The following is a 17,888-nucleotide window of genomic DNA, read 5'->3' as shown; positions in this document are numbered from 1 at the left end:
TTTCATTTCGTCGTCATTTAACTGGCCTATACTCATCTGATTGGTACATTTCTCGATCATTAAGGTAAATAAATACGCAGTAACGCGATTAATGAATCACCTTAACCTTCAAACGCGCATTAAACATGATCCATATCAAAAAAACACACGTAATAACTGCCAATCTTGACCATTTAATGGTTTCATACGAACATTAAAAGACAAAAACGAACACAAAGGCCATCAAAATGAAACAACAGCACAGTTCAACGCAATTTAACGAACACCAAGTGTTAGATATTATCGTGGTGGGTGGCGGCATTAATGGTGCTGGCATCGCCGCCGACGCCGCTGGGCGAGGTTTAAAAGTCGGGCTCTATGAAGCACAAGATTTTGCCAGTGCCACTTCATCAGCCAGCTCTAAATTAATCCATGGTGGCCTGCGTTATCTCGAACATTACGAGTTTCGTTTAGTGAGTGAAGCATTAGCTGAACGAGAAGTTTTACTTAAAAAAGCACCGCATATTGTCACACCGATGCGGTTTCGTCTTCCTCATCGCCCATTTCTTCGCCCTGCGTGGATGATTCGTGCAGGCCTATTTCTTTACGATAATTTAGGTAAGCGAACGTCACTGCCAAGCAGTAAAAAAGTCGCCTTGCAGGCCGGCAGCGTAATGAAACCTGAAATGTCGGTCGGTTTTGAATATTCCGATTGCTGGGTAGACGATGCTCGTTTGGTCATTCTTAATGCGATGCAAGCCAAAGAACTCGGCTCAGAGGTAATGAATTATTGCCGAGTAGAAAAAGCCACTCGTGAACATGATATCTGGTCTGTTACGCTCTTTGATGAACGAACGCAAACGCGTTTTGTGCGTAAAAGCCATGCCTTAGTCAATGCGACTGGGCCTTGGGTTAAGCAATTTTTAGATAACAATATCCAAATCGATTCACCTTACGGTATTCGCCTGATTAAAGGCTCACACATCATTGTGCCGAAAATTCACGATGAGCCACAAGCTTATATCTTGCAAAACGAAGATAAGCGTATCGTATTTGTTATCCCTTATTTGGGTAAGTATTCGATGATCGGTACCACTGATGTCGAATATAAAGGCGATCCAAGACAAGTCACTATTTCAGCAGAAGAGCGTCAGTACCTGATTGATATCGTCAATAAGCATTTTGCGAAAGAGATCGCTGTCAGTGATATCGTCTCTGAGTTTAGCGGTGTGCGTCCTTTATGTGATGATGAATCGGACTCACCACAAGCCATTACTCGTGATTACACCTTATCTCTCGACCAACACGGTGATGAAGCTCCACTGCTGTCGATTTTTGGTGGTAAGCTGACTACCTATCGTAAATTGGCCGAATCAGCGATGAAACAGCTTGCCCCCTTCTTCCCACAGATGAAACCAAGTTGGACAGCACAATCTGCATTACCGGGAGGAGAAGCTTTTGCGCGAGATAAGCTACTGGCCAAATTGAAACAACAGCTGCCATTTGTCAATCAAGCCATCTTAGAGCGTTGGGTCACTAACTATGGTACCCGCTGTCATACCATGCTTGATAGCGTGCAAAACCAAGCGGATTTGGGTCTTCAGTTTAGCGATGATTTGTATCAAATCGAAATCGATTATTTGATTGAGCATGAATATGCCCATCAGGTAGATGATATTTTCTGGCGCCGAAGCAAGCTAGGTATTGACCATACGTTGGCGTGTGTTGATAGCGTCGCTCAATACCTAAGTACGAAAGCAGAAACGAATAGCGCTCAACGCGCGGCTGGATAGACAGAATCAAAAATAGAAAAACCACTGCCTTGCGCGGTGGTTTTTTATACGATGAATTAATTTACTGTTCAGACGGGCGTAACTGCTCTAACTGCTTCTTGAACAGCGCAGGCATGGTGTATAAAAGCAGTAATCGAATAGCATGATTGACCATCACAAAAGCCGGCTCTAAACCGAGTAATAAAGCAACCGCGGTCATCGCTTCAACACTTCCAGGCACCCAAGATAACAGTAATACCAACCAACTGATGCCCAAGACGTGAGCGGCAATCCACGATACGCCTGCGGCAACCATTAAGCCAATCAGGGTGACTATCACCCCAGCTTTAGAATAAGAAGCTGCTTCACGCAATGTCGTTTCTGCCAAACGCACGCCAATTAACACGCCCAATAAAGCGGTAGCAAATAACACCAAATGGATCGGCACGGCGAAAGAAACGGTGGGGACGAAACTATTGAAGGCAGCAGCGATCAGTAACGAGGCCAACATATAAGGAGCGGGAATACCCAATTTTATTGACAGTTTGCCACAAACCATACTTACCCCAACAATAGTTCCTAACACTAACCATTGTTCAATACCCATCAACGGATGACTAACCGCAATACGGGGGCCGTTAAGAGAAATGATCCCTGCCAATAAGATCAAAATAATTAACCGAACTGAATGAGCATAAACCACTTTACTCGATGGCTTACTCCCCGACTCACTGATCACCAGTATCGCCGCCATCGCACCAGGAATAGCACCCAATAATGCCTCAAATGGATGCCAACCTTCCCGTTTGTGTAGCCACCAAAAGCCGCCCCCCGTCTGCAACAATAGACAAACCATCAGTCCTGCGACTACGGATATATTCAAGGTTTGCGCTAACTCAAGCAGCGAAATGGTCGCTCCAACACTGATCCCCAATATCACCTGTACAAACATCAACAAACTTTTCGGGAGATTCAAGGTGATTTGCGCTTGATTGCGCAATAGCACCACAACAATGGCAGCGATAAATAACTCACTTAACGGCAAAGAGAAAAAGCTTCCCACTAACATGGCACACAAAGCAATCAGAGTAATGGTCATCAAGTTAACACTTGCTATGCGCATACTTTCTCCTATTTATGCAGATATCACGGCCGATCACGCCGCGATGCTTGGATGAAAGCGACCCCAACTCAAAATCAATACGCCAGCGAAAGCTAGCCACACCAAGGTAGATAAACTCAATGTCCACAGTAAAGAGAAGTGATAGCTAAAATAATAAATCGCTAATAGATAGGCGGCATAAGGGATCAAAGAATAGAGGCCGAATAAAGCCGTGATACGCAGATCAGCCATGGTACGCTCAGAGCCAACGATATAATGTGCAATCAAAGCAAAGGTAGGAAACAATGGCACTAAACCAGCAATAAAAAAGCTTTTGCTTTTTGAAAGAATAGCAATGATCAACACCGCTACTGCGCCCAATAAACATTTCAAAAACAGAGCCAGCATGGTCATTCCTTGGTTATTCTCAACGCGTGCTTACTATAACCAGTTGTTACAAGATGTAAAGATGAAGTTCTCAACCTGTGAAAATAGACCGTTATACCCAAACCACTTGGAGTTGCAGGTAGGCGGCAAGTGAGTGAGTCCCCATGAGCATAGATAGACTATGTGATTGGGGCGAACGAACGTAGCCAACACCCCTGCAGCTTCAAGTAGGAAGGGTATATTGCTGAAAAGCTTTTAATTCAATTACATTACCTTCAGGATCTTCTATATAAATCGAACGTCCAAAACCTTGTGCGCCATAACGAGTGTCAAAATCAGAGTGAGGGATATCGTGCCGATCCAGAAAGGTTAATAACGCCGTCTCTTCAAATGGAGAAACTTGCAGACAAATATGCTCCACGTTACGTCCATCTTGCTGTGGCGCTTTGCCACCTAATTTACCCAATTCACTATCAACGGTAACAATATCAATTAAGGCTGAACCAGCTCGTAATTGAATTAATCCCACTTCATCTGGCAAAGTACGTTCAATCGGGCAACTAAGCACAGTGCTATAAAAATAGAGCATCTTATCTAACTGAGTGGTGCGTAACACCACGTGATCCAAACCGTGGATGGTCAACATTATTTTCTCCTTATGGCTGTTTATCTTAGCTTGATCGTTTAAAATTGTGGTTCGCGAGTTAAGTTGAGTATAATCCGCTTCCTTAATTGACTAATCGTTATTTTCCATGAAGCTAAGCCAACGCCTACAACACATTGAGCAACTGATTACCCAGCCTTATGATCATATTTGGGATTGCTGCTGTGATCATGGTTGGTTGGGACAAGCGCTATTAACGCGCCAAGCGGCGAGCTGCATTCATTTTGTTGATATTGTCCCCGAGCTGATTGACGTGTTACGCCAGCGCCTTTTACGCCACTTTCCTAATCAAACTCAATGGACCGCCGACAGCCTAGACGTAGCAGCTTTACCACTGAGTGACTATAGCGGTCGTCATTTAGTGATCATCGCGGGTGTCGGTGGTGATTTAACCGCGGAGCTGGTGGACAAAATCATCACCACTCATCCAAACCAATCGATCGATTTTATACTTTGTCCGGTTTATCACACCTATCGCTTAAGACAACAGTTACGTCAGTTGTCCTGTCGGCTGTATCATGAAAGCCTAGTCGAAGACAACCGCCGTTATTACGAAGTGCTGTATATTGGAACACCATCTTCTACTGATAATCACGCACCAACGATCAGTCTGGTAGGCGACTCACTCTGGCAAGTCAAGACCCTCGCTGAATATCAGCATGCGCAAGGATATTTAACTAAGTTACTTAGCCATTATCAGCGTGTTGAAAAAAGTCACCCTGAAAAAGCCGCGCCAATTGTCCGTGCTTATCACTCCGTTTCAATCACGTTATCAGAATGAAATATCAGCCCTAAACTGGGGTGCATCGATAACAAGTGGTAGCAACCATAATAACGCCATTAACTCATCATGATTTCCCTACAGTTTGTCGGTGGTTGGTCATCGTATTTAGAGTTACACTGGATGAGTAATCTCTTCCCTCAGGCGATTTGATTTTCAAACCGCAGGGACAACTCACGATTAAGGAACCAAGATGATCAAGCAAGGACAATCTTTACCTGCGGCAACACTCAGCCAACTGACCGCCGATGGTATGGTTAATCATAATGTTCAAGAATTGTTTGCGGGCAAAAAAGTGGTCTTATTTGCTGTTCCAGGTGCATTTACCCCAACCTGTTCAGAAGCCCACTTACCTGGTTACGTGGTTCATGCCGATACTTTCAAAGCGAAAGGCGTTGACCTGATTGCCTGTGTTGCGGTTAATGATGCATTTGTAATGAAAGCATGGGGTGAAGCGCAAAATGCCTCTGAGCTATTAATGCTCGCCGATGGTGATGCTAGTTTTACCAAAGCTCTCGGTCTTGAAATGGACACTGGCAGTTTTGGCGGCATCCGCTCACAACGCTATGCGATGATCATTGAAAACGGCGTTGTCACAACACTCAATGTTGAAGAAGGGAAAGCCTTCGAGGCCAGTAAAGCAGAAACGTTACTTGCGCTACTGTAATCAACGCTTAAGCCACTATTGATAATACTTATGGCCCCAAAACATAATGGGGCCAATTCATTTCTTTCGCATATCGCTATTGTGTAAATGAATTTAATTACTCTCAAGCCTACAACTCCCTATGCGACTGACATACAATAACGTTTCTTTTTACGTTATACAGAAGTCGGAGCAAGATAAGTGAGCGCAAAATATACCCATCTAGCCTGGCAACTCAACTGCGCAAGTGCAACGGAAAAACTGGTTTTATTACTGCTCGCCGACTGCGCGGATGATATGGGCTATGTCACGGTTAATTTAGAGCATATGGGCCCACTCTGCTGCTTATCTACCTTTGGTTTAGCCGAATGTTTACGTGCTTTATGTGAACAGCAACGGCTTGAAAAAATCAAAGTAGACTATCGTCATGGTCATGAGCTGCATATTTTCCAGATGCGGATTAGCGAAGAAGAGCGCCAATCGATAGCCATTAAATCACCTGCACCTGCACAACAGGAAAACTTTCCCAATCTGCCAAAGCAAGCGTTACACTATCGCAATAACTCGTCTAATTTACTGCAAGGGAACGCAATCGCAACGCATGATTTGGATGAGAGTGAAATCCCCATGTGGGCAGAGCGTGCTTTTAAATTCTCTGGCATTAACAATGATCATCTATTAGTGTGGAAAAAGTTTGTTCTCTGGCACAAGTCTAAAGCCAGCGAGCTATTAACCGTCGCCCGATTAGAAAACAAACTCCAGTATTGGTTGACTAACGAGAAACTCAATGAAAGACAGCAAGCGAAAACCTCTGAACATTCAGGAAATCGAGAGCAAACTACGGGAAATGGGTATAAACCAAAGCTTAGCCCATCTGAGCGCTTCCGACAGCAGCTTATCCAAAAAGGAAAAAAGCCCACCTTCTGAGCCCATCGCAGTCGATAGTGTTCATCCTGAGGAGCCTTCCGACTGGTGCTTACATGTTTTTGGCTCGTTCTTGAGTGTTTATGAAACGCAATGGGAATATCAGTATGGCAGTTTGCCTACGGGTAAATTTATTGATTTCGCTGAATCGATAGATCCAAATAGTCTCAACCGAGTATTAAAGCATTGTCATGAACGTATTCAGTTGGGCAATAGCTGGCCACCACAAATGGGCGAGCTTTGGGTACTGCGTGATGCTCTTACTGCCGAAGAGCTACTCGACAGCCGGATCCGCGTACTCGCGCGCGAACCAGAAAATAACATTGAGAAATGGTTAGTTCAAAACAAGCTGTATGACTTAAAACGAGTGGCGGAAGCCAAGTTAGATCAACTGTTTAAAAAATATTATTTGGAAGCGAAAAGGCTTGAAGAAAAAGGGAAATTAGTGACTGAATTGCCCAACAACTTACTCCCGACCCATTCAGTGAAAAACGTCAATGATCTCAAACGGGAGGAGTATGAGCAGCAACACGGGAAAACGCTCAACCCACGTATCCAGCAGATCCTTAATAGCAAACGTTGATGGCTACCATTTCTTCACCAGTCTACCCAATAAATTAGGATGGTAATGCCAGCAGTGATCAAACATGGTCATCAGTTCGGGATTACCATGACGAGACAAGGTCAACGCATGGAAGCGGTTATGGCTGCGTTTTAAATCTTCAACCTGCAGCAAAATCGATTCGTTCTGCTTAGGCGCAATAAAGTCTGAAATCACCATCAGATCGGCATTTTTGTATCGCTCACCTTGCATCAAACTTATCGCTTTTTCTAACGCAGGTTGCAGATCAGTCCCGCCATGAAAGGTATAACTTAAAAAATCACTCGCTTCACGCAGACCATCTTGCCGCGTGAGCTCATAGACAATTGCTTGTGTTGAAAACAGCATCACAAAACAATCACGATCTTCGGCTAGCGCAATTTGCATCAAAGCGTAGGCCATCGCTTTGGCGCACTGCTCAGGAAAACCTTTCATTGAGCCTGATGCATCGATGGCAATAATAAACGGCCCTTTTTCTAATTCTAACTGCGCATGCTCGGCAGATTGAGCACGAACTTTACGCAGCGTGCGTGATTTACCTTGCATACGATAGTTCATTAAGCGCTTATCTATCAGATGCTTATAAAAAATCACTTCGAGTTCTGGATGACTCAAGAAAAGAATTTCATTCGGCAGTAACTTATTGAGATCATCACTAGGATGAATGCCAACAATGTCATCGGTCGCTTGATCAGATTTCTCTTCCACCACCTCAGGATGTTCATTTAGCGTTGGATTGAACGAAGGATCATCAATTTGACTGGCCATTCGTCCGAGTTGCTCTGCGATTTCTTGTAGCCCTTTATGCTTTTTGAGGAAGTCAGCGTGACGTTTCATGACGTTTAGATCGGTTCGACTTAACTTAGCGGCCGCCATATCCCATAAGCGTCCAACGTGATTTTCATCACCAGATTGGGTAACATCATCCATATTACGCAACGTTTCCATCCGCTGGTACAACTCGGCATAAGCCTGTTCTTTACTCGCTTCAAGCTCAATAATCTGCGCTTGTTTAATTTCTTCGCTTAAAGCTTTGTACCATTGGTCACAGAAAAAATGAGCAAACATCGGATTTTTCAGTGCATTGTTATCTTCCATTAATTGACGAGCTTTCAGATAAAAAGACGACATCCCTTCTAACTGCTTGACCAGTTCCGGTAGTTTGCTGAAAAAGGTTTCTTCATCCCAATGAATCACTTGTTGGTAAAGTGCCATTTCAGTTTGAAAATGCTCACTCTCTGTGACTTGGGTAATCTGTTGTTTAACTTGACTATGCCACTTCGCTAAATGATTTTTTACCGACGCACGAATACCATCATTTTCAACCATCATCATTTGTGAACGCGCCAATAGATCATTGACGGCGGTTTCAATAATGCCAGATTCCGCGATGGCTAAAACGATATTCAAGCTGTCTGCACCGAGCATAATCAGACCTCAATTAACTAAAAAAATCACTTAACTGCCTAAAACGCTGAACGGTTTTCTCAAACTCACTGTGCGTCTCTTCTAATTGCTGCTGTAACTCATGCAATATCGACTGCATCGCCACAGGCAGCTCGGGATCAATAAAGTTATGTGGTAACGCACTATGAAAATCTGAACGCACTTGACGTAAATGATGCTCCGTTTGCTTGAGTTGTGCCAACGCCTGTTCCGCTTGTTGTAACCAAAGTTGATACTGTTGCTCATCTAACCCTTGCTTAGTCACCAACGCTAACAATACGGAGCGATTGGCAATATCTTTGATAACTAACTTCCCTTGTCCATCCAATTCGATCCGTAACCGGAATACATTCGGATTGTGGTTAACGTAACCGTAAATCTCTCCCTGTCCTTGTTTAATCGCCTTTTGCAGCTCAGGCTTACTAAGGTAAATCCATCGACTATCGCCTTTTTCTGCTTCAGCAACCGATAAATTGTTTTGCAGCAATACCAGTTTAACGAGATTCTTTGTTTGCCCCACTTGATAAAGTTTAGCTTGGCTGAGATCGTATTGATGAAATTGTTTTTTTCTTAAGCCATTGGTGGTTTCTAGTGACGGCTCCATGGCTAATTCACTTTCTAACGTCTGCTGAATGGACGTCAATTCAATACGACAGCGGTCAATTTGTTGCTCAACCTGAGATTGATCAAATGCCTCACGTAACGCAAACTCACGAGTCGCTCGATACACCAATTCACGAGACTCGGGGCTGTTCCATAAGCAATCTTGTAATAACAGTAAATCCAGCGGACTGATCTGATCTCGTCCATTAAAAAAAGCAGACGCTTTCAATAACTTCACCGACTTTTTCCAACGACGATCAGAAACATAAACATCATCGGCCGGTAAACCACTCTCTTGCGCCGCTTGTTCTAATTGCGCTTTTAACAGATAGAGTTTTTCAAACAGCGGGTCGGTTAACGTCAGCTTATCTAACTCACTTAACCATTGATGATATTCTTGATCGGTGATTGCCAGTCCATCCGGAATTTTCGCTTCTTGTGGCGTGCCTACCGTTAACATCGATTTAAAGTTCTGTTTATTTTGAATACGGTTAACAAAAACACGTACCAACATACGGTCGTACAAAGCATCAAGACCGCTCTCTTCATCAGGTAATTCATTGGAAGCCGAAATCAACAAACGCATCGGAACACGTTCAATATCACTGCCATTTTTAAACGTCTTCTCGTTAACGACTGTCAGCAATGTATTAAGAATCGCCGGCCCTGCTTTCCATATTTCATCCAGAAAAACCACTTGTGCCGTCGGTAAGTAGCCATCCGTTAGGCGTAGATAGCGACCATTATCTTTCAATTCTTGAATACTTAATGGGCCAAATACCTCTTCAGGGGTAGAAAATCGAGTCATCAAGTACTCAAAATAGCTACTGCTCTCAAAAGCTTGGATAAGACGTTTGGCAATTAAACTTTTTGCAATCCCGGGAGGGCCGAGTAAAAAAACACTTTCACCCGTCAGAGCTGCGAGCAAACAGAGCTTAATCGTACTTTCACGCTCATACACGCCATCAGCCAATGCTTTGGCTAATTTATTAATTCTTTCTGCCAGTAACGCTTTTTGTGCATGAGAAGAAGGGGAAATCATAGAAACGCTCCGTAGCTGGCTGAGGGTACAGCGGGATTTATACATTCGTTATTAATTTGTTACAAGTTGTATTTTAAACTCGGGCCTGCCTTATACCAGATCTCAATCGTGAGAAAAGGATTGAGATCAAAGTTTGCAGAATTGCCTCCCAAGCTATTGATGACTCAATAACAAACTCGTAGAAACGTCACGTCTGAGCCTCAATTGAGTTGGGGTATCCTATTAAATGGGGTAAGGTTAGTCGCTTAACGATAACCGCCCTCTGTTGATACCTTATTGCTTTTATTCATCGCTGACTGCCTCGGCATTTCAACAGATAAAAAAATAGATTATTAGTCCATGATAAAAACCATACACCACTGGAAAAACATTGCACTGGTTGAAGAAACCATTATCTATCCAAACGGACAAACCTTGGTCCATACCACCATCAAACACCCGGGTGCAGCGGTTATATTGCCAATAACAACCGATAAACGAGTGATCGTTATTCGTCAATTCAGACCTTCGTTAAAAAAATGGTTACTCGAATTACCGGCAGGGACCATCGAAAATAATGAAACAGCACTTGAATGTGCACAACGTGAGCTAGAGGAAGAGACTGGCTACAGTGGCGAACAATTTTTTGAATTAGGCCAAGTAACGCCGATGGCCGGATTTTGTGACGAAATACAATATCTATTTGTCGCCAAACAACTAACGAAAACTCAACGCTTTCAGTGTGATGATGATGAACTGATAGAGGTATTAAGCCTAACGATTGAAGAGCTCGAACAGTACATTATTGATGGCGATATCAGCGATGCAAAAACCATCGCTTGCTTAAGTAAAGCCAAACTCTGCGGTTATTTATGAACCTTCGCATCAATTAAGGCGAGGTTTTGTGCATTCAATCTCTCCATGCGCCAGTTATCCGTGAAACTCTGCGGTAGATCTGGTAAAACATCACAGTAATCAATCAATGAAGAAGTGACATGACGGAAAAACGACAAGGGCGGCGCAGTGCTGAAGATGCACTGAACACTCGCTATCATATCCTCAAAGTTGCAGCACAACTGTTTTGTGATTTCGGTTATGCACGAGTCTCCTTGCGTAACATCAGTGACAAAGCGGGGGTATCACACAGTTTGATTCGTCATCATTTCGGTAGTAAAGAGAAAATCTGGCACAGCATTAGTGACGGCCTGCATCTGTATGTTGAGCATTATATGCGTAGGGTTATCAAAGAGATCCCAGAATCCATGCCAGCTAACGTGAAAGTCTATCTGTTTATCATGCGCCTGCTGGCTCATGGATTGATTGTCAAGCAACCCATCCAATTGATTGCCGATGCTGTGCGTCAAGAAGATGCATTAATCGACTACTTTATGGATACTTCGGGTGAAATAGAACGATTAATTGAAGGTTTTGCCGAACAGTACAATCAGCAATGCCCTGAAGCACCGATCAAAATTTGGGAAGTAAAATGGCAGATGATCATGTACACCCACAGTGCGGCCAGTTTAACGCCTTTTCTTAAAGAAACATGGCGAGATGAAAAAGCGGACCTCGACCAGTGCTTACTCAACCACTGGCAACTGTTTAATGGGCTGATGATTCAAAAATACCGCATTACCGATGAGTATGTTTTATCTCCTCGTTCCGTCAAAGAGCTGGTCTATGATGTGCAGTATGATTGGCGAAAACAGTGCGCCCTCTCTCATCCATCGGAAAACCTCTCCACTGACGAAGACGCATCAGCGACAAAAGATTAAGCCAAGATCTAACACATACCCCTCCTAAAGGCTCACGCCTTTGAAGGAGGGTTATATGTTTAACTATCTTTTGCCACGTTTGGCGTGAATTTTCAGCTTAGCCTTTAATTGACGTTTCTCCGCAGAGCGGCTCAATCGCAGAGGAGGCGTATCGTCATAGCATTCTAATGGCGATGGTTCAAAACCTTTTAGCCACTCTTGTGGTAGGCGTTGATCCAACAATCGCTCAATCGCTTGCAATAGCGGCTCTTCTTGTGGGCTCATTAAAGAGACCGCCAAACCGGATTGCCCAGCCCGTCCGGTGCGACCGATGCGATGAACATAGTCTTCCGCTTTATAAGGTAGGTCGAAATTAACCACTTGCTCTAACTGGCAAATATCAATCCCGCGCGCGGCGACATCCGTGGCAATTAACGCCCGAATCTTACCAGCTTTAAAATCATCCAACGCCTTTTGTCGCGCGCCTTGGCTTTTATCACCATTGATCGAAGCCGCTTTGATCCCATCCAACTTCAGTTCTTGAGCTAAAGCATCACTCCCTTGCTTGGTCTTAGTAAAGACCAATACTTGCCGCCAGTTACGTGAACCGATCAAATATGCCAATAGCTCGCTTTTGCGTTTTTTATCAACCGGATAAACCATTTGTGACACTGTATCTGCTGTCGTATTCGCTGGTGTCACTTGTACCTCTATCGGCTCATGCATCATCCGATAAGCCAGTGCTTTAATTTTTTGATCAAAGGTGGCAGAAAAGAATAACGTTTGTCGTGCACGATTTAACTTACGTAAGACTCTTTGGATATCAGGCATAAAGCCCATATCCAGCATTCGATCCGCTTCATCCAACACTAAGGTTTGTACGTTGCCTAAATAAAGACTTTTTACATGTGCGTGATCCAAAAGCCGCCCAGGTGTGGCGATAAGTACATCAGCACCACCACGCAAGTGTTGTTTCTGCACACTCATACTGGTGCCGCCATAAGCAACAACAACTTTTAACTCGCTGCCTTTCGCGTAAGCAGTCAAACTGTCAAATACCTGCTGGGCAAGCTCACGCGTTGGCACCAACACCAAAGCACGAATATCCTTACTGCTCACATCAACATCAGTTTTCGATGCTGCCAAGCGCTGTAAAAGCGGTAAACCAAAGGCCGCCGTTTTACCTGTTCCGGTTTGTGCTCCAGCAAGGACATCGTGTCCTGCCAAAACGGGTGGGATGGCCTGAATTTGAATTTCTGTTGGCGTCTCAATACCTAACGCATTCAGGCTCTCAACTAAAGTAGGTGCAATACCCAAGTCTAAAAAGGTTTTGAAGGGTGAAGACATGCTACTTTCCTTTTAAAAATACAAGAAACGCCCAGCGTTCGACGCTGAGCGTAAAGAAAATCTGGGCGCGGATTGTAGCAAATAGTTATGGCTTTGGCTTTGCGAAAATGAGGATCGCCACCTATAGTGATCATTTTGTACGCAAATGGAAATCATGATGAGAACTAACAGAGTAAGGTAACGTCAGCCTCACTGGTGTCATAAGCCGTTGTATCGTAGTGACTCAATTCGCAACCAATTTCCAAAGCGTCCAATAGCTCTAAGCTATCATCGTTAATGTTTATCTGGTCTGTCATCCCGACCTCCTGTGTTATTACTGGAAAAGTGCATCACTTTTCCACTCCGTGTGGTGTTATACCGTACTTAACAAAAATAATAGCGACAACACATTTAGCACAGTCAGCGATGCATCACCAGTCAGATGCTAGCCAAAATTAAGTGTATAAATAAAATTACACCAATGAACTTAATTTTTTACAACACCATTGACCTTATTGATTAATTTATTCAGAATAACCAAAAAACGTAAGCAGCGACCTAATTATTGTTTGACTGACCCCGTTGCATTCATTTAACCCTCAACAAACGTACAGATAAGTTTACAATATGATCAAATCAAAACTGTTAGGTAGTAGCTTAATTATTGCAGGAACGACGATTGGTGCAGGTATGCTTGCTCTGCCCTTAGCTTCTGCAGGGCTTGGATTTTCGACGGCATTACTGATTATGCTTGGTCTATGGGCCTTAATGGCCTTCACCGCATTATTGATGGTCGAAATCCATCAATACTCAAGTCAAGACGCCACGTTGCACACACTCGCAAAAGAGATACTCGGCACAAAAGGCAAATGGATAGCGACCTTCGCGATGCTGTTCTTATTTTACTCGTTGTGTGCTGCTTATATCGCTGGAGGTGGTGGGCAATTTACTCAACGGATCAGTGAATTTACTGGATTCACCATATCTGCGCCAACAGGCACTTTGCTGTTTACCGTTATTGTCGCTGCCGTAGTCACCATTGGTACAGCGACGGTCGATAAAGTTAACCGTTTATTGTTTGCTGGTAAAATCATTGCCATGATCATGGTGCTCACGTTTCTTGCCCCTAATGTTACTGAGTCATACTTATTGAGTATGCCACTTGGACAGGGGCTGATCATTGCTTCTATACCCGTAATTTTCACCTCGTTTGGTTTTCATGGCAGCATCCCCGCTATCGTCAACTATCTTGATGGACATACCCCATCACTGCGTAAAGCAATCGTCATTGGTTCGGCAATTCCACTGATCATTTATATTCTGTGGCAATTAGCCACACTCGGTGTCGTCAGCCAAGCTGAGCTGGTTCAAAATAGTGGTTTATCTGCCTTAATTGGCACATTAGCACGCAGTGCACACCAATCTGGCCTGGGGAGCATGATCGGTATTTTCGCGGATTTAGCGTTATTGACTTCTTTCCTCGGCGTTAGCTTAGGTTTGTTTGAGTTTATGGGTGATACGCTACGTAAAAAAGGCGCTGGGATAAATCGTTTCGTCGCTTCTGTCGCCACTTTTACCCCCCCACTGTTGTTTGCTTTATTTTACCCACAGGGCTTTATTATGGCTCTAGGTTATGCGGCCATCGCTTTAGCGATTCTGGCGATATTTTTACCGATTGCTATGGTCGTGCGCGTAAGACGCCAAGCCTCCTCATCTGAGTATTATCAAGTCATTGGCGGTAAGCCAGCCTTGATGATTACAGGGGTTATTGGCTTATTAATTGTTGCTGCCCAATTGATGATCACCATAGGTGCACTTCCCGCACTCGGCTAATCACTGTCATTCAAGCGCCCTGCTTTGAATTCTTTATGACCTTTCTCAAAGCCCGAATAAGAATCCTTATTCGGGCTTTTATATAAATGCTGAATATATCGATCTACCTCTCACTTCTGAAACATTGGTACATATATATTTCATAAATATATGGGATATTACACACTTTAATCGCTCAGATAGCCGTAAAATCGCTCAACCCCCACGCCATAGTGCTACACCGGAGAAGATATGAAACAAGTTCCATTCAGGATGATTGATCGTGTATTCATCAAAATATCCATCAACGATAAGATGTGGGCCGTGTTTGCGCTCTTTTTTATCACACTTAGCGCCCTAGCTGGCGCTCGTTATATGCACACCATCGCTAACTTTGAAACTCAAGCAAAACAAGCCGTAGAGTACAAATTACAAGGGATTATCAGTCAAAATGACATTACCTTGATCCCAGGGTTAGAAGCTCGCGCCGCTTTGCAAGATACGCAGTATCAACAAGGTCGAGTTATGGCGACAGCTCAAAGCAAGAATGGGCAGGTCTATCGTTTAACGGAAGATTTCTCTCGTCAAGAGCAGCAAATGCGCTCTGCCGCTTTCAAGGTGCTTTTATTCAGTTACTTGTGGGTTCTTCCGTTCGGTCTTCTTTGTTATTGGATTGCAACTTTCTTAGGTGGAGCTCTATGGGATCTTTACACTACGACGCAAAAAATTGCGAAAGGTGATCTTACTTCTCGATTAGGTTTTCATCCCGGGCGTGATGAGTTTGGTACCATTGGCTGCGCACTAGATAAAGCCATGGATACCTTGACTGAATTAGTCGTCACAGTCAAAAACAACTCAGCGACACTGACCGACACCTCAAAAGTGTTCGCTGGTGAAATGAAAGAGAGTGAAAAACAAATCCATAATCAGTACGCGTCGCTAGATTCTGTTGCCACCGCAATGGAGCAAATGACAGCCTCCGCTCAAGAAGTATCGAGCATTTCACGTCAAGCGACTCAACAAGCAGAGCAGGATGCGAAACAAGTCGAGATTGGTCATCGTCGAGTCACTCAAGCGATCAACGAAATTGAACAATTATCACGATTTATCGGTCAAACATCCTCATCGGTGACAACCTTAAATGAAAATGCGATCAAGATTAATGAAGTGATCACCACCATCAACGCTATCTCTGAACAAACTAACCTACTGGCACTCAACGCCGCGATTGAAGCCGCGCGAGCAGGTGAACAAGGTCGAGGATTTGCTGTCGTTGCTGACGAAGTTCGCACTCTCGCTAGCCGTACACAATCAGCCACTATTGATATTCAATCGATGATTGAAAAACTGCAAAGTGAAAGCCGTACGATAGCAAAAATGACCGAACAAACGGTGAGCCAAGCACAAAGTAGCAGCAGCTTAGTAATGGAAATTGGCCAAGATATTGAAAAAATCGCTCATTCGGCACGGATGATCAATGATATGAGTGTGCAAATATCAACGTCTGCAGAAGAACAAAGTTCAGTCGCTAATGATATCGCATCAGAATTGAGCGATATCCGTAGTCAGTCCAATACCATTCGCCGAGTCGCAGAAAAATCCTCGTCTGGGATTAATGAAATCAGTCAAGCGACACAAAATCTTAGTCAGATATTGAGCCGCTACCAAACAAATTAATCCACAGTCTTCCCCTCTCGACTTGAGACGAGAAGTGATTTGTTAAAAAGCCAGTCAAACTCATGTGACTGGCTTTTTTATTGATAACCATTTGTTGATGACCAATAACGACTAACCATCACTCAAAATAAGTAATGGTTAGTCAGGTTGTTCAATTATATCGTTTCGCTATCTGGATAACCTTGAGGATTTTGTGATTGCCAACGCCAAGTATCTTGTGCCATCTCTTGTAGGGTGCGTGTCGCTTGCCAATTAAGCTCTCGCTGAGCTTTACTTGGGTCTGCCCAACATTCAGCAATATCACCAGGGCGTCTTGCCACTAACTGATGCGGTATTTGACACTGATTAGCGGTTTCAAAGGCTTTGACCATTTCTAATACGCTGTACCCCTGACCTGTGCCTAAGTTATAGATATGCAGCCCTGACTGAACACCCACTTTTTGTAGCGCCGCAATATGCCCATCAGCCAAATCCATCACATGAATATAATCTCGTACGCCAGTACCATCTTTGGTGGGATAATCACTGCCAAAAATAGACAAGCATTCGCGCCGCCCGACAGCAACTTGAGAAATGAACGGCATTAAATTATTCGGAATGCCTTGCGGGTCTTCACCAAGCTCTCCCGATGGATGCGAGCCAACCGGATTGAAATAACGCAACAGCGTGATGCTCCAATCTGGATTAGCACGTTGAAAATCATGTAGACACTCTTCGACCATCAATTTACTACGCCCATAGGGGTTGGTCGCACTGGTCGGAAACAGTTCAGTGATTGGCACACTAGCAGGATCGCCATATACGGTCGCAGAAGAACTGAATATTAATGATCTTACCCCCATTTCACGCATCGCAGAAACGAGCACTAAAGTACCATTAACATTGTTATCGTAGTATTCAAGCGGCTTTTGTACTGATTCACCGACGGCCTTTAAACCGGCAAAATGAATCACCGATTCGATTGCATGTTCGGCCATGATACTCATTAACCGCGCTTTATCACGAATATCACCATGAATAAAAACGGGACGACAACCTGATATTTTCTCAATTCTATCCAATACCGAGGCTTTACTATTATATAAGTTATCAACAATAACTGGCGTCATGCCCGCTTGAATCATTTGGATACAAGTATGACTACCGATATAGCCCATTCCCCCGGTGACTAACACTTTCATACCTAGCTACCTTTGTTCGTTAATTTCTGCATCTTAGTTATCCGTTTGAGTCATCGATTCGATTGCAGCACGATTGACCACGTTCATAAACCTATTCTATCGTTAAGTTGTTTCAAAATACCAATAAAGAATCCAAGAAAAAACTGTCATCGTGTTGATCTTATCCTATAAGATAATGATAAATGGACTTAAACAATGACTAATATTCAACG

Annotated in this window: 17 protein-coding genes; 9 read left to right on the top strand and 8 right to left on the bottom strand. The window is 43.7% G+C overall.

The genetic code is table 11. The features are described from left to right. The first annotated feature begins 227 nt into the window (after nt 1-227). Complete coding sequence (gene glpD, locus BSR11_RS14750) at nt 228-1,772, top strand: glycerol-3-phosphate dehydrogenase (RefSeq protein ID WP_072671089.1); 1,545 nt, start codon at nt 228-230, stop codon at nt 1,770-1,772. 61 nt (nt 1,773-1,833) lie between these two features. Here the strand turns inward: glpD and BSR11_RS14745 are convergent, their stop codons facing one another. From BSR11_RS14745 to BSR11_RS14730, 3 genes are all read right to left on the bottom strand, one after another. Beyond that, nucleotides 1,834-2,874, bottom strand: a complete 1,041-nt coding sequence (locus tag BSR11_RS14745) for an AbrB family transcriptional regulator (protein ID WP_072671088.1) — start codon at nt 2,872-2,874, stop codon at nt 1,834-1,836. A gap of 33 nt (nt 2,875-2,907) precedes the next feature. Then, nucleotides 2,908-3,261 (bottom strand): GlpM family protein, encoded by a 354-nt coding sequence (locus BSR11_RS14740; RefSeq protein WP_072671087.1) that lies wholly within the window; start codon nt 3,259-3,261, stop codon nt 2,908-2,910. A gap of 202 nt (nt 3,262-3,463) precedes the next feature. Beyond that, nucleotides 3,464-3,886: a VOC family protein gene (locus tag BSR11_RS14730; RefSeq protein WP_072671085.1), complete on the bottom strand. Its 423-nt coding sequence runs from the start codon at nt 3,884-3,886 to the stop codon at nt 3,464-3,466. 106 nt (nt 3,887-3,992) lie between these two features. Between BSR11_RS14730 and BSR11_RS14725 the strand changes: the two genes are divergently transcribed. From BSR11_RS14725 to BSR11_RS14710, 4 genes are all read left to right on the top strand, one after another. Beyond that, on the top strand, nt 3,993-4,685 hold the full coding sequence (locus BSR11_RS14725; RefSeq protein WP_072671084.1) for a tRNA (adenine(22)-N(1))-methyltransferase: 693 nt from the start codon (nt 3,993-3,995) through the stop codon (nt 4,683-4,685). Between the two features lie 193 nt (nt 4,686-4,878). Continuing rightward, nucleotides 4,879-5,352, top strand: a complete 474-nt coding sequence (locus BSR11_RS14720; protein WP_072671083.1) for a peroxiredoxin — start codon at nt 4,879-4,881, stop codon at nt 5,350-5,352. A 180-nt stretch (nt 5,353-5,532) separates the two neighbouring features. After that, a complete protein-coding gene (locus tag BSR11_RS14715; RefSeq protein ID WP_072671082.1) occupies nt 5,533-6,258 on the top strand; it encodes a hypothetical protein in 726 nt (241 codons plus the stop codon). Next, nucleotides 6,179-6,838, top strand: coding sequence for a hypothetical protein (locus BSR11_RS14710; RefSeq protein ID WP_072671081.1), 660 nt, complete (start codon nt 6,179-6,181; stop codon nt 6,836-6,838). Before BSR11_RS14715 ends, BSR11_RS14710 begins: the two co-directional genes overlap by 80 nt. Nucleotides 6,839-6,841: 3 nt before the next feature. Here the strand turns inward: BSR11_RS14710 and viaA are convergent, their stop codons facing one another. Continuing rightward, nucleotides 6,842-8,284, bottom strand: coding sequence for an ATPase RavA stimulator ViaA (gene viaA / locus BSR11_RS14705; protein WP_072671080.1), 1,443 nt, complete (start codon nt 8,282-8,284; stop codon nt 6,842-6,844). 13 nt (nt 8,285-8,297) lie between these two features. Then, nucleotides 8,298-9,947, bottom strand: a complete 1,650-nt coding sequence (locus tag BSR11_RS14700) for an ATPase RavA domain-containing protein (RefSeq protein ID WP_072671079.1) — start codon at nt 9,945-9,947, stop codon at nt 8,298-8,300. Nucleotides 9,948-10,286: 339 nt separating this feature from the next. Between BSR11_RS14700 and BSR11_RS14695 the strand changes: the two genes are divergently transcribed. Then, nucleotides 10,287-10,802, top strand: a complete 516-nt coding sequence (locus tag BSR11_RS14695; protein WP_072671078.1) for an NUDIX hydrolase — start codon at nt 10,287-10,289, stop codon at nt 10,800-10,802. Nucleotides 10,803-10,921: 119 nt separating this feature from the next. Continuing rightward, a complete protein-coding gene (locus tag BSR11_RS14690; protein ID WP_072671077.1) occupies nt 10,922-11,701 on the top strand; it encodes a TetR/AcrR family transcriptional regulator in 780 nt (259 codons plus the stop codon). Nucleotides 11,702-11,764: 63 nt separating this feature from the next. On the opposite strand, the gene BSR11_RS14685 is transcribed toward BSR11_RS14690, so the two are convergent. Both BSR11_RS14685 and BSR11_RS17540 read right to left on the bottom strand, forming a co-directional pair. Then, nucleotides 11,765-13,027: a DEAD/DEAH box helicase gene (locus BSR11_RS14685; protein WP_072671076.1), complete on the bottom strand. Its 1,263-nt coding sequence runs from the start codon at nt 13,025-13,027 to the stop codon at nt 11,765-11,767. A gap of 164 nt (nt 13,028-13,191) precedes the next feature. After that, the gene (locus tag BSR11_RS17540; RefSeq protein ID WP_256593214.1) at nt 13,192-13,323 is read right to left on the bottom strand and encodes a hypothetical protein; all 132 of its coding nucleotides are present in this window, start codon (nt 13,321-13,323) and stop codon (nt 13,192-13,194) included. Between the two features lie 310 nt (nt 13,324-13,633). Here BSR11_RS17540 and BSR11_RS14680 point away from each other — a divergent pair, with 310 nt between their 5' ends. Both BSR11_RS14680 and BSR11_RS14675 read left to right on the top strand, forming a co-directional pair. After that, nucleotides 13,634-14,839, top strand: coding sequence for an aromatic amino acid transport family protein (locus tag BSR11_RS14680; protein ID WP_072671075.1), 1,206 nt, complete (start codon nt 13,634-13,636; stop codon nt 14,837-14,839). Nucleotides 14,840-15,070: 231 nt separating this feature from the next. Then, the gene (locus BSR11_RS14675; protein ID WP_072671074.1) at nt 15,071-16,495 is read left to right on the top strand and encodes a methyl-accepting chemotaxis protein; all 1,425 of its coding nucleotides are present in this window, start codon (nt 15,071-15,073) and stop codon (nt 16,493-16,495) included. Between the two features lie 155 nt (nt 16,496-16,650). Here the strand turns inward: BSR11_RS14675 and galE are convergent, their stop codons facing one another. Beyond that, nucleotides 16,651-17,676 carry a UDP-glucose 4-epimerase GalE gene (gene galE, locus BSR11_RS14670; RefSeq protein WP_072671073.1) on the bottom strand — a complete coding sequence of 342 codons (1,026 nt, stop codon included), beginning with the start codon at nt 17,674-17,676 and terminating at the stop codon, nt 16,651-16,653. Between the last annotated feature and the right edge of the window lie 212 nt (nt 17,677-17,888).

The sequence above is a fragment of the Vibrio injensis genome (assembly GCF_001895205.1).
In the GTDB taxonomy this organism is placed as follows: Bacteria; Pseudomonadota; Gammaproteobacteria; order Enterobacterales; family Vibrionaceae; genus Vibrio; species Vibrio injensis.
This window is presented reverse-complemented; position numbering and strand designations above follow the sequence as displayed.